The 12,299-nt window shown below is 70.0% G+C and carries 15 protein-coding genes; 7 read left to right on the top strand and 8 right to left on the bottom strand.

The genetic code is table 11. The features are described from left to right. The first annotated feature begins 17 nt into the window (after positions 1-17). From coaD to ACSFA2_RS00400, 5 genes are all read left to right on the top strand, one after another. On the top strand, positions 18-518 hold the full coding sequence (gene coaD, locus ACSFA2_RS00380; RefSeq protein WP_286644296.1) for a pantetheine-phosphate adenylyltransferase: 501 nt from the start codon (positions 18-20) through the stop codon (positions 516-518). Next, positions 515-1,168: a 5-oxoprolinase subunit PxpB gene (gene pxpB, locus ACSFA2_RS00385; protein ID WP_435453338.1), complete on the top strand. Its 654-nt coding sequence runs from the start codon at positions 515-517 to the stop codon at positions 1,166-1,168. The genes coaD and pxpB overlap by 4 nt, the downstream gene beginning before the upstream one ends. Before the next feature lie 145 nt (positions 1,169-1,313). Next, complete coding sequence (locus tag ACSFA2_RS00390; RefSeq protein ID WP_435453339.1) at positions 1,314-2,351, top strand: 5-oxoprolinase subunit C family protein; 1,038 nt, start codon at positions 1,314-1,316, stop codon at positions 2,349-2,351. Between the two features lie 21 nt (positions 2,352-2,372). Beyond that, positions 2,373-3,113, top strand: a complete 741-nt coding sequence (gene pxpA, locus ACSFA2_RS00395; protein WP_435453340.1) for a 5-oxoprolinase subunit PxpA — start codon at positions 2,373-2,375, stop codon at positions 3,111-3,113. 162 nt (positions 3,114-3,275) lie between these two features. Further along, positions 3,276-3,521, top strand: a complete 246-nt coding sequence (locus ACSFA2_RS00400) for a hypothetical protein (RefSeq protein WP_435453341.1) — start codon at positions 3,276-3,278, stop codon at positions 3,519-3,521. A 2-nt stretch (positions 3,522-3,523) separates the two neighbouring features. On the opposite strand, the gene ACSFA2_RS00405 is transcribed toward ACSFA2_RS00400, so the two are convergent. Next, complete coding sequence (locus ACSFA2_RS00405; RefSeq protein ID WP_435453342.1) at positions 3,524-4,231, bottom strand: alpha/beta fold hydrolase; 708 nt, start codon at positions 4,229-4,231, stop codon at positions 3,524-3,526. A 59-nt stretch (positions 4,232-4,290) separates the two neighbouring features. Here ACSFA2_RS00405 and ACSFA2_RS00410 point away from each other — a divergent pair, with 59 nt between their 5' ends. Further along, a complete protein-coding gene (locus tag ACSFA2_RS00410) occupies positions 4,291-4,980 on the top strand; it encodes a histidine phosphatase family protein (protein ID WP_435453343.1) in 690 nt (229 codons plus the stop codon). A 133-nt stretch (positions 4,981-5,113) separates the two neighbouring features. Here ACSFA2_RS00410 and ACSFA2_RS00415 read toward each other — a convergent pair whose 3' ends face one another. The 7 genes from ACSFA2_RS00415 to ACSFA2_RS00445 form a co-directional block, all read right to left on the bottom strand. Further along, positions 5,114-5,866 (bottom strand): GntR family transcriptional regulator, encoded by a 753-nt coding sequence (locus tag ACSFA2_RS00415; protein WP_435453344.1) that lies wholly within the window; start codon positions 5,864-5,866, stop codon positions 5,114-5,116. Beyond that, positions 5,829-6,668 (bottom strand): ABC transporter ATP-binding protein, encoded by an 840-nt coding sequence (locus tag ACSFA2_RS00420; protein WP_435453345.1) that lies wholly within the window; start codon positions 6,666-6,668, stop codon positions 5,829-5,831. Before ACSFA2_RS00420 ends, ACSFA2_RS00415 begins: the two co-directional genes overlap by 38 nt. Before the next feature lie 5 nt (positions 6,669-6,673). Continuing rightward, entirely contained in the window at positions 6,674-7,429 is a 756-nt protein-coding gene (locus ACSFA2_RS00425; protein WP_435453346.1) for an ABC transporter permease, read from the bottom strand. Between the two features lie 22 nt (positions 7,430-7,451). Then, positions 7,452-8,564, bottom strand: a complete 1,113-nt coding sequence (locus tag ACSFA2_RS00430) for an ABC transporter substrate-binding protein (protein ID WP_435453347.1) — start codon at positions 8,562-8,564, stop codon at positions 7,452-7,454. Between the two features lie 144 nt (positions 8,565-8,708). Next, positions 8,709-9,404, bottom strand: coding sequence for a phosphoribosyltransferase (locus ACSFA2_RS00435; RefSeq protein WP_435453348.1), 696 nt, complete (start codon positions 9,402-9,404; stop codon positions 8,709-8,711). Positions 9,405-9,452: 48 nt separating this feature from the next. After that, positions 9,453-10,802 carry a tetratricopeptide repeat protein gene (locus ACSFA2_RS00440; protein WP_435453349.1) on the bottom strand — a complete coding sequence of 450 codons (1,350 nt, stop codon included), beginning with the start codon at positions 10,800-10,802 and terminating at the stop codon, positions 9,453-9,455. A 72-nt stretch (positions 10,803-10,874) separates the two neighbouring features. Then, positions 10,875-11,273: a tautomerase family protein gene (locus ACSFA2_RS00445; RefSeq protein WP_435453350.1), complete on the bottom strand. Its 399-nt coding sequence runs from the start codon at positions 11,271-11,273 to the stop codon at positions 10,875-10,877. 106 nt (positions 11,274-11,379) lie between these two features. Here ACSFA2_RS00445 and ACSFA2_RS00450 point away from each other — a divergent pair, with 106 nt between their 5' ends. Then, positions 11,380-12,240: a LysR family transcriptional regulator gene (locus tag ACSFA2_RS00450; RefSeq protein WP_435453351.1), complete on the top strand. Its 861-nt coding sequence runs from the start codon at positions 11,380-11,382 to the stop codon at positions 12,238-12,240. Positions 12,241-12,299: the final 59 nt, after the last annotated feature.

Genomic DNA, 12,299 nt, shown 5'->3' on the forward strand with positions numbered 1-12,299 from the left:
GCCGACAAGGAGTCTCTATGTCCAGCGTGATCGCGGTCTACCCCGGCACATTCGATCCCATGACGCTGGGCCACGAAGACGTGGTGCGGCGCGCCACCCAGCTCTTCTCGAAGGTCGTCGTCGCGGTCGCGGCAGGCCACCACAAGAAGACGCTGTTCTCCCTGCAGGAGCGCATCGAGATGGCACGTGAAGCCGTCGCGCCCTACAGCGACCAGGTGGTGGTCGAGAGCTTCTCCGGCCTGCTGCGCGACTTTGTTGTGGCACGCGGCGGCAAGGCGATGGTGCGCGGCCTGCGCGCCGTGACCGACTTCGACTACGAGTTCCAGCTGGCCGGCATGAACCGCTCGCTGATGCCCGACGTCGAAACGGTCTTTCTCACGCCGAGCGACAAGTACCAGTTCATCTCCAGCACCTTCGTCCGTGAGATCGCCATGCTCGGTGGCGAGGTCGACAAGTTCGTCTCGCCCTTCGTGCAGGACAAGCTCGTCGCCAAGGTGCGCAGCCTCGGCCGCGAATGAATCCGCCCCGACTCCATTCCCTGGGCGACGCCGCACTGCTCTGCGAGTTGCCGCCGCCCGCTACCCTGGCCCAGCAGCAGCAGATCTGGGCACTCGCCAACGAAGCGCTGCAGTGGCCCGCCGTGCAGGAAGCCCTGCCGGGCATGAACAACCTCACGTTGATGTTCGACCCGGTCCGCATCGACGCGGCCGAGCTCGAGATGCAGGTGCTCGCGGCCTGGCCGCAACTCGCGGCGGCGGCCATCGAAGGCCGCACCATCGAGATCCCCGTGGCCTATGGCGGCGAGCATGGCCCGGACCTGGCCGACGTCGCCGCGCACACCGGCTTCACGCCCGCCGAGGTGGTGCGTCGCCATGCCGCCGGCGAGTACGTGGTCTACCTGCTGGGTTTTTTGCCCGGCTTCGCCTTCATGGGCGGGCTGGCGCCCGAGCTGGCCACGCCACGCCGTGCCGAGCCGCGCGTTGCGGTGCCGGCGCGTTCGGTCGGCATCGGCGGCGCACAGACCGGCGTCTACCCGCTGGTGTCGCCCGGTGGCTGGCAACTCATCGGCCGCACGCCGCTCGAGATGTTCGACCCCGCCGCCGCGGAGCCCACCCTCTTGCGGCCAGGCGACCGGGTGCGCTTCGTCGTCGAAAGCGTGCAGGCATGAAACCCACCCCCGATGCGCCTGCGGCGCCTCCCCCTCAAGGGGGCGATACCAGCGGCCCGGCGAAGCCGGTTCCACGGTATCTCTGGCCTCTGACCGCGCCAGTTTCATCGGCTGCGGACGGCGCTCAGCGCTATGGATCACTGACATGATCGTTGTTCTCAAGCCCGGCATGCTCGCCTCGGTCCAGGACCTGGGCCGCCACGGCCACCGCCAGAGCGGCATCTGCCCCGGCGGCGCGCTCGACACGCTCGCGCTCACCATGGCGAACCGCCTGGTCGGCAACCCCGACGAAGCGGCCGGCCTCGAACTCACCATGGGCGGCTGCGAACTGCGCTTCGACACCGCCACCCGCATTGCGCTGGCAGGCGACGACTTCGGCGCCCGGCTCGACGGCGTGCCGATCTGGCCCTGCTGGAGCGTGCCCGTCGAGGCCGGCCAGACCCTGAAGCTGGTCGGCGCCAACGTGGCCGCGGGCAAGAAGGGCCTGCGCACCTGGCTGGCCGTGGCGGGCGGTATCGACGTGCCGCCGGTGCTCGGCTCGCGCAGCACCGATCTGAAGGCGGGGTTCGGCGGCCTGGCCGGCCGCGCGTTGAAGAAGGGCGATCGGTTGCCGTTGGGCACACCGGCGCTGAACGGCGCGCAACTCGCACGGCGCCGCTTCGGCGTGCGCCCGCCCGACTGGGCGATCGACAGCCGCGACTTCGGCGAGGCGATCCCGCTGCGCGTCATGCTCGGCCCCGAGTCCGGCCTGTTCACCCCGGCCTCGCTGGCGGCGCTGTGGCGCGAGCCGTGGCGCGTCACGCCGCAGAGCAACCGCATGGGCAGCCGGCTCGAAGGCCCGGTGCTCGAGCGCAAGCGCGCCGGCGACATGCTGTCGTCGGGCGTCATCCCCGGCACGATCCAGGTACCGCCGTCCGGCCAGCCGATCATCCTGATGGGCGACGCGCAGACAACCGGCGGCTACCCGCGCGTCGGCGTGGTGATCCGGGCCGACCTCTGGAAGCTGGCGCAGGCGCCGCTCGGCGGCATGCTGCGGCTGGTGCAGGTCGACGCGGCCCAGGCGCTGCAGGCCTGGACCTTGCAGCAGCGCCACCTCCTGCAGCTGACGCAGGGCCTGGCCGCCAGCGGCTGGCCGGTGCCGCCCACGGCGTCGCCGCAGCCGTCTGTCGAATCGTCCGACTGAGCCCCACAAAGGAGTGACCCCATGCAGATCGACTTGAACGCCGACCTCGGCGAAGGCGCCGGCAGCGACGAAGAATTGCTCAAGCTGGTGAGCTCGGCCAACATCGCCTGCGGCTGGCACGCGGGCGACGCCAGCACCATGCGCCAGTGCGTGCGCTGGGCCATCGACAACCACGTTGCCATCGGCGCGCACCCGAGCTTCCCCGACCGCGCGAACTTCGGTCGCAGCACCATGCACCTGCCGCCCGAGGAGATCGTGGCCGGCGTGCTCTACCAGATCGGCGCGCTGGCCGCGATCGTCAAGGCCGAGGGCGGCACGCTGGCGCACGTCAAACCGCACGGCGCGCTCTACAACCAGGCGGTGAAGGAGCCCGAGCTGGCCGCCGCCATCGTCGACGCGGTGCGCCGCTTCGACCCCGGCCTGCGCTTCTTCGGCCTGGCCGGCAGCGGCATGATCAGCGCCGCCGAACGCGCTGGCCTCAAGCCGGTCGAGGAGGTCTTCGCCGACCGCGGCTACATGCCCGACGGCAGCCTGGTGCCGCGCAGTCAGCCCGGCGCGCTGATCGTGGACGAAGAGCAGTCGCTGGCGCAGACGCTGTCGCTGGTGCGGGACCACCAGGTCACGGCCATCGACGGCAGCGTCGTCGCGGTCAATGCGCAGTCCGTGTGCCTGCACGGCGACGGCGCGCATGCGCTGGCCTTCGCGCGGCGCATCCGCTCGACACTCGAACGCGAGGGCATCGCCGTCATGGCGACCGCCTGAACCCCAAGCCGCATCCGCGGCTTTTTTCTCGCCCGCGCAGTCTGCGGGCCTTCCTGCTTCCGATCCGGGACAAGCGCCACGCGCGAGCGTGACCTTTGCCCTTGGTGGCCCCGCACCCAGCGGCTAAAAGTGCGCCACAAAAATCGGACAGGGAGTCGTCACATGGGTCATCTCGAATTGCGAGACCTCGCGCTGAGCGTGCGCGAGCAGCCGGACCGCAGCTTCGGCTGGGTCATCCTCGAAGGCACCGGCGAGCGAAGCGTCTTCGCCAACTACACCGTGATGCAGAGCGCCGAGCAGGCCTACGCGAGCTATGCCGATGCGCTGCTGGCGGGCTTCGCCGCGATGCGCGCGCTGGGCGGGCGCAACGGGCCGCGCGGCGTTGGACGCCTCCACCACGACGAGTGACATCAGGCGGGCTGCAGTTCGCGCAGCCAGTCGACCAGGGCCGCGTTCACTGCGGCGGGTTGCTCCATCGTGAGCATGTGGCCGGCGCGTTCGATCCACAGCAGCTTGGCGTGCGGCACCAGCGCCGCGATCTCGCTGCTGCAGTCGGGCGGCGTCAGGCGGTCGGCATCGCCGCACAGCACGAGCACCGGGCAGCGGACGTGCGGCAGGTGCTGGCGTGCATCGGGCCGCTGCATCACCGCGCGGTTCTGGCGGATGAGCTGCGCGGCGCCGCCGTGCAGCACCATCTCGACGTAGCGCCGCATCAGCGCCTTGTCGGCCGCCTGCGCCGGATGGAAGGCGAAGCCGGCGTTGAACTCGATCACGTCGCGCGCTTCGCCGCGCTCGAAGAGCTCGATGGCCGACTCGCGCAGCTGGAACATCTCGGGCGTTTCCGGCCGCGCATTGGTGCCCAGCAGCGCAAGGCCGACGATGCGCTCCGGCGCCTGGCGCGCGGCCTCCATCGCGATCATGCCGCCCAACGAGGCGCCGCAGAGGATCAGCGAGCCGTCGTTCTCGGCCAGCACCGCCGCGGCCATGCCTTCGATGCGGTCGTGCCGCGCATGGACGTCGGCCACGCGAACGTCGAGGTGGGGTGGCAGGGCAGGCCGCTGGGCCTGCCAGAGGCGCTCGTCGCAGGCGAGGCCGGGCAAGAGGACAAGTCGGGACATGGCGCCATTGTGTTGCATGGACGGCAGCGCGGTCGATGCGGGGACAATCGGTGCCAGCCATGACCACATCCCCCTCCGCTCCCACCGAATTCATCCTGATCCGCCACGGCGAAACCGACTGGAACCGCGAGCTGCGTTTTCAGGGCCACGTCGACATTCCGCTCAACGACACCGGCCACGAGCAGGCGCGCCGGCTCGGCCTGCGGCTGGCGGGCGAGGCGGTCGACCAGGTCTTCAGCAGCGACCTGATGCGCGCGCAGCAGACGGCCACGCCGGCGGCGCAGCAGCTCGCCCTGCCCATCGTCACGCAGGCAGCGCTGCGCGAGCAGCACTTCGGCGTGGTGGAGGGCATGAAGGCCGAGGAGATCCGCGAGCTGCATCCGCGCGCCTGGGAACAGTGGCTGGAGTTCCGCGAAGACCACGCCATGCCCGAAGGCGAGTCGCCGCTGCAGTTCCACGCGCGCATCCTCGCCGCGTTCGGTGCGCTGGCGACGGCGCATGCCGGGCAGCGGCTGCTGGTGGTGACGCACGGCGGCGTGCTCGACATGGTGTGGCGCACCGCGCGCGGGCTGGGCCTGAACGGACCGCGGCAGAGCGACATCCCGAACGCGGGCATCAACCGCATCCGCATCGCCGACGCAGCGAACCCGTCGCAGATCGAGGTGCTCGACTGGGCCGACGCGCGGCATCTGGCCGACCTGCCGGCGCAGCCGAACTACGACCAGCGCCGGCACCTGAAGAAGGACTGACGCGCGCGCCGCCCGCAGCCGATGAAACCGGCGTGCTCCCATGCCAGGGCGCCCGCGGAACTGGCTCCGCCAGGCCGCCGGGTGCACCCCCTTGAGGGGGAGGCGCCGCAGGCGCATCGGGGGTGGGTCTCTTTCAGCCGTGCGCGTGGTGCCGCGCATACAGCTCCAGCACGATGTCCTTCACGCCTTCGACATGCGCCGCCACGGATTGCGCGGCCGCCTCCGCATCGCCGCGCCGGCAGGCCGCGACGATCAGTCGGTGGTCTTCGTTCGAGCTGCGGTTGAAGCCCGCGAGCGACAGCTGCATGAAGGACATGCGCTGGATGTGGCCCTGCAGCATCGCGAGGATCTGCTTGGACAGCGGCTTGTCCGCCGCGCGGTAGAGCAGGTCGTGGAAGCGGCCGTTGAGCTCGCTGAAGGCCCAGGCGTGGCCGGCGTCATCCATGGCGGCGATCAGCCGATCGGCCTCGTCGAGGTCGGCGGCGGTGAGCAGCGGCGCGGCGGTGCGCATCAGGTGCGGCTCGACCATCATGCGCAGCTCGAAGGCGTCGCGCAGCTGGCCCAGCGTGAGCGCCTTGACCAGCGCGCCGCGGTTGAGCAGCAGCTCGACGAAGCCGTTGGCCTCCAGCGTGCGCAGCGCCTCGCGCACCGGGATCTTGCTGACGTGGAACAGCGTCGCCAGCTCGTCCTGCCGCAGTGCCTGGCCCGGCGCGAAGAGGCCGCGCACGATGGCCTGCTGCAGCAGATGCACGATGTCGTCGGTCGACAGCCGCCCGCCCGCCTCGCCGAGGCGCACGCGCACCATCGACTGCAGTGGCGTCTCGGTCGTCGACGCCGTGACGAACGCTTCAGGCGGCCGGGTCTTGACGACTGCCATGGCCTTCATGGATCTTGTCCCGGACGAAACCGCAGATCTCGTTGAACAGCGGGTCTTCCTGCATCTCGGCCCGGCGCGGCCGCGGGAAGGGCACGCGGATGTCGGCGACGATGCGCGACGGCCGTGCATTCATCACCAGCACGCGGTCCGACAGGTACACCGCCTCGCGGATGCTGTGCGTGATGAAGACCGCCGTCTTGTGCACCTGGTCCCACAGCTGCGCGAGCATCAGGTTCATGTCGTCGCGCGTGATGGCGTCGAGCGCGGAGAAGGGCTCGTCCATCATCAAGAGGCGCGGGTCGTTGATGAGCCCGCGGCAGATCGCCACGCGCTGGCGCATGCCGCCCGACAGCTCCGCCGGCCGCTTGTCGCGGAAGGCCCAGAGGTCGGTGAGCCTGAGCAGCCGCTCGGCCTCGCCGAGGTAATCGGCCACCGGGCGCTTCTGCGTGCGGATCGGAAACAGCACGTTGTCGAACACCGTCTTCCACGGCAGCAGCGTCGCATCCTGGAAGACATAGCCGAAGTCGCGCCGCGGCGCGGCGATGGGCGTGCCGCCGACGGTGATGCGGCCGCTGGTGGGCGTCTCGAGCCCGCCGATCATCGACATGAGCGTGCTCTTGCCGCAGCCGCTCGGGCCGACCAGGCTGACGAAGTCGCCCTCGGCGATGTCGAAGTCGGCGCGCTCGACGGCATGCACGTCGCCGTTGCGCGTGGTGTAGGTCTTGCGGGCCGCCTGGACGGAGATGTAGCTGGCGTCGCGATCGACCGCGACGCTCGTCGGTTGCAGCCACGTGCGCGGGGTGTCGGTCATCGCGTTCATTCGCCGAAGGCTTTCTGGGTCCAGCGCTCGAGCCAGGCGACCGCGCCGTAGAACAGCAACCCGAAGGCGCACAGCACGACGATGGCGGCGAGGATCAGCGAGGTGTCGGCCTGCGACGAGGCGAAGAGGATCAGGTAGCCGAGCCCGGCCTGCGAGGTGATGAACTCACCCACGATCACGCCGATGATGGCGAAGGTGGTTGCGATCTTCATGCCGCTGAAGACGTAGGGCAGGGCGTGCGGCAGCCGCACCGACGCGAACACCTGCCAGCTCGATGCGGTGAGCGCGCGGCACAGGCGCAGCAGCGACTTGTCGACGTTGTCGAGGCCTGCCAATGCGGCGATGACGACGGGGAAGAAACTGATGAAGACCGAGAAGGTCAGCCGCGACTGGAAGCCGATGCCCAGCCACACGATGAAGAGCGGCGCCAGCGCGATCTTCGGGATCAGCTGGAACAGCACCACGTTCGGGTAGAGCATCTGACGCATCAGGCCCGACGCGCTCAGCAGCGCGGCCAGCGCCACGCCGAGCACCGAGGCGATGGCGAAGCCGGCCACGCTTTCCCACACGGTGGGCCAGGCGTGCTGCATCAGCAGCGGGAAGGTTTCGACCAGGCGCAGGCCGATGGCACTGGGCGTGGGCAGCAGCACCTCGCGGATGTCGAAGGCGCGCACCACGACTTCCCACAGCACCAGCGTGCCGAGGGCGAAGGCGAGGGGCAGGCCGATGCGGCGGACGATGCTGTCGTTCATCGGGGAGCCGACGCACGTCGCATCAGGCGATCCCGAGCATCTTGTTGTAGGGCGCGACGTTCTTCTTGATGGCGTCCCACTCGGCGGTGCTCAGCCTGATCTTGCCGACGAAGCGGTTGGTCGCCAGGTCTTCGGGGCGCAGCGGCCTGGCGTCGGCGGTGAGGGCACCGGCCTTGGCGGCCAGCGAGATCATGCTGGCCAGCGTCGGGATGCTGCTGTAGCCCATGCCGTTCTGGATGGCTTCAGACGCGACCATGGTGGCCTGCGCCAGGCCCTGCGAGATGGTGGCGTTTTCCTTGCCGCCCTTGGCCATTGCGATCTCGGGCTGGGCCTTGTAGAGGATCTCGAGCGAGGCCTGCGGGTTCTTCAGCGTGTAGACCACCGATTCAAGGATGCCGTCGACCATCGCCTGGCACAGGCCGGCGTCGGCATCGATGGTCTCGCGGCGCGCGATGACCTGCGCGGCGTAGAGCTGCACGCCCGCGTTGGCCCAGGGGATGAAGCGCGTCTTCACGCCCAGCGAGTCGAGCACCGGAATGCTCGACGAGCCGATGGCGGTGATCGCATCGACCTGCTTGTCCATCAGCGCGCGCTCGATCAGGCGGGCGTCGAGCTGCTGGCGCGTGACCTTCGCGAGGTCGATGCCGGTCTTGGCGGCGTAGGCCGTCCAGTAGGGCGACTCGGCCGAGGTGGCGACGGTGCCGACGCGCTTGCCTTCGAAATCCTTGGGGCCGCGGATCGGCGAATCTTCCAGCACCAGGTTGCCCATCAGCGCGTCGTAGCCGATGGTGGCCAGCGCCTGCAGCGGCAGGCCGCGCGCCATGTTGACCAGCGTGCCGCCGAAGAAGACCACGCCCAGGTCGAACTGCTTGTTGGCCACGGCCTGCGCCGCGGCGACCGAGCCGTTGCCGCGCGAGACGGTCAGGTCGATGCCGCGCTTCTTGAAGTAGCCCAGTTCCTTGCCGACCATCGGCCAGTAGTTGGAGCCGTTCACCACCCAGGGCAGCGTGATGCTGATGGCGCGCGTCTGCGCGAAGGCCGGGGCGGCGATCAGGCTGCCGGCGGCACCGGCCGCCTGCAAGAGGCGACGGCGCGACAGCGTGGCGGGCAGGGCGGACGAACGGGTGGGGTGCATGAAAACTCCAGAATGCGGCGGCCCATCGCGCGCAGGCCCCGCGATGCACCAAAAACGTATACGAAACCAGATACGCCGGCGTAATGCCCTGCTTTAAGCAGGTTGCGTACCAAGCGACGCTGCGCTGGCTGTGGCGCGCGCAGGTCAGTTGCGTTCGACCCAACCGTCGGGCACCGCCTGCAGCAGCGGGCTGTCGAACACGCCGACCAGGCGCGCGGCGCGTTCGGCGCCCAGCGTCTGCTGCCAGCGCTTGCCTTGGAGCATGGCGACGCCGCAGGCCAGCACCTCGGCGCCGAGCGACTCGATCAGCGTCCACGGCGCCTTCAGCGTGCTGCCGCTGCTGACCGCATCGTCGACCAACACGACGCGCTTGCCCTGCACCAGCGGCAGCAGGTTCGGATCGAGGTACACGCGCTTGCCGGCCGTGGGCGTGGTGATGGACTGCACCGCGCCCGAGAGCGCCTCGTCGTACCAGAACTTGCGCGAGTAGCCCATCGGTACATAGCGCGTGTGGCCCAGGTGGCGCGCCACCACGGGCGCGAAGGTCAGGCCCAGCGTCGGGATGCCGATGACCACGTCGGGCTTCAGCGGCGCCAGCTTGTCGGCCAGCAGGCGGCCCAGTGTCTCGATGACCTCGAGAGACGCCTGGTTGCAGATGAGCGAGGCGACCGCTTGCGTGGGCTCGCTCGCGAGTTGGCGGATCGGCAGCATCAGCACGCGGCCGTCCGGCAGACGGGCCGGATAGCCATGGCGCCAGGGCGCCGCGGGTTGGGCAACCCGATCAGGCTCGATCAGTTGTTGCCAGTAGGCGGTGGTCGCTTCGGTGAAGTGCGGGGTCATGGGCGTGAGCGAGAAGGGCGGGACTGGCGCGGCGTCGGATCGTACGCGTCAGCTCGCGGTCGGCAGGCGGAGGCCGGCGTACACCCCGTCGAGCTGGCGCTTCAGCCGCAACGATTCGGGCTGGCCGTTGACCTGCTGCTGCAGCAGGCCCTGCGCCGCGCCCAGCGTGCGCTCGGAGCCGCGGCGCACCAGGGCGTCGAGGTGCACCTGCTCGAACAGGTCGCGCTGTGCATGGCTGCCGCCGATCTCGATGAGACGCGGCAGGGCCAGGCCCAGCCCGGCGATGGCACCGGCCATGTCGCCGCGTGCATGGGCGAGCAGCCCGTGCGCGGCCGGCACGCAGACGCGCACCCACGCCTCGCGCGTGTCGACGGGTGCGGTGGGCGCGAAGGCCTCGATGCGCTGCAGCAGCACGTCGGCCTCGGGCCGGCCGGCCCGCGCGAGGCCATAGAGGTACTGCAGGTCGAGGAAGGGCAGCACATGGTCGTCCAGCCGCGTGACGAGGCGGTCCGCCACGTCCTGCCAGCGCGCGCCGACGTCGATGCCTGCGAGCTCGAAGCGCGCCAGCAGCGACACGGCGCCGATCTGGTCCTGCGTGTAGTCAGGCACCACGCCCCAGACCTCGCGGTCGTACACGGCCAGCGCTTCGGCGTCGTGGCCGAGGTCGATGAGGAACAGCGCCACGTGCCACCAGTTGTGCGTGACCATGAAGGAGTTCAGGCCGGTCCAGGTGTCGCTCACGCTGCGCAGGAAGGCCAGGCCCTCCGACAGGCGGCCTTCGGTCAGCATGACGTGGCCCAGCGCATGGTGCGCCCAGGGTTCCTTGCGGCACATCGCGATGGCGCGTCGCGCGCTGGCTTCGGCCTCGCGCATGCGGTGGCACTGCTCGTGGCCGAAGGCCGCCATGCCGTGCAGGTAGGGCACATCGGCCGCGTGGGGCAGGGCGGCCAGGGCGAGCCGCAGCATGCCCGGTCCGTCGCCCCGGTTGAAGCAGTGATACTGGCCGAGCTTGACCGACACCAGGTCGCGAGGATGTGCCCGCGCCTGTTCTTCGTGCAAGGCGATCGCGCCGGTGATGTCCCCGTCGATCCAGGCGGCGACCGCGGCGCTGAAGCGTTGCTCCCGCGCCGTCGCGCGTGCAGCGCCCGCCTGTGCGCGAGCGATGAAGGGCAACGCGTTCGGCGCGCCCTCGCGCGACTCGGCGAACATGTGCAGCGCGGCGCAATAGGCCTGCACCAGCGGGCTGGTGTCCTCGGCGGCTTCGAGCACGTTCGCGGCGCGCGCTTCGCAGGCGATGAAGCCGCCGACGAAGTCGTCGACCGCCTGCAGGCTGGCCGGGTCATCGAGCGTGACGGCGTTGCCGAGGCTGTCGGTCAGGGGGCGGGGCGCTGCGCTCACGGAAGGATCCTCGAAGGTAGTGGCTCCCGCCATGGTGCCACGCCCTCGCTGCACCCGCAGCCCGCCGCGTTGCTACACGCCGGCCTGCTGGTGGCGGTGCTCCTGCGTCAGTCCGCCATAGCCATAGGCTGCAGCCCGCGCATCGATCACGTGCACGTACGACACCTCGTGCAGGTCGGGCAGCAGCGCCGCCATGTTCGCGTGCACCTCCCGCAGATAGCGCGCCTTCTCGGCCTTGGTATTGGTTTCGTCGGTGATGCTGATGTCCAGCTGGAAGGCGCTGCGGCCGAGCGAGGCCAGCGTCTCGCCGCCGATGAACCACTGGTCGGCGGGGATGTGCTGCACCGCGACGGCGATCACCGGCAGTTTCTTGCCGAGCACCGACTGCGTCAGACGCACCACGGCGTCGACCGCCTGGCGGGTGCGGGTGGCGTCGGGTGCGCCGGAGAGGTGAAGGACGATGTGCGGCATGACGGCTCCTGGGGTGGTGAATGACGATGGGTGATTCTTCGCCGTCGCATGTCATCGGAAAAGCGGGAAGATAAGATGGATGGCATCGGCATATCGGGTGGATTCAATGGCAACCTTCGACATCGAGCAGCTGCGCACCTTCGTGGCCGTCGCCGAGGCTGGCAGCCTCACAGCGGCGGCACCCCGCGTCTTCCTCTCGCAATCCTCGGTCAGCGAGCAGGTGCGCAAGCTGGAAGAGCGCGCCGGCCGGTCGCTGTTCACCCGAAGCAAGGCGGGCGTGGCGGTGACCGAGGCCGGCGCGCGCCTCTTGGGCCATGCGCGCGCCATCCTGGCGCTCAGCGAAACGGCTTATCGCGAGATGCGTGACGAGCCGCTACAGGGCGAACTGCGCCTGGCCGTCACCGACTATTTCCGGCCGGCTGAACTGGCGGGTCTGCTGGCGCGGCTGGGCGAGCGTTACCCGCAGGTTCGCCTGCGCGTGAGCGTCATGAAGAGTGGCGATGTCGAGGCCGCGTACGCGCGCGGCGAGGTCGATGTCGGCGTGGCGATGCGCATCGCCCAAACCGGCACCGGCGCCGTGGCGCGTGGCGCGGTGCTGCGCCGCGAAGGCCTGGTCTGGATGGGCGCGCGGGGCCTGTCATGGCCCAAGGGTGCGCCGCTTCGACTGCTGGTGCTGCCCGACACCTGTGCGCTGCATCAATTCACCGTGAAGCTGCTGCGGCAGCGGCGCGTGCCTTACCAGGTGGCACACGTCGCGTCGGGCGTGGCGGGCCTGCAGTCGGCATTGGTGGCCGGCCTGGGCGTGGCCTGCCTCAACGAATCGGCGCTGTGTGGCGGCGTGGTGCCGCTGCGGTTGGCCGGCCTGCCAGCGCTGCCGCGCGTTGCCTTCCATGCGCTGCCGCCCCGCCAGGGCGAAAGCGACTTCGTGACCCGGGCACGCGACCTGCTGATGGCGCAGTTCGCCTGAGCCTCTTCACACCTTTTCAGTGTTCCGCAGCGCCACACGTCACCGCAGCCGATGAAACC

Origin of the sequence: Variovorax cryoconiti (assembly GCF_051216395.1) — a bacterium.
GTDB lineage: Bacteria > Pseudomonadota > Gammaproteobacteria > Burkholderiales > Burkholderiaceae_C > Variovorax.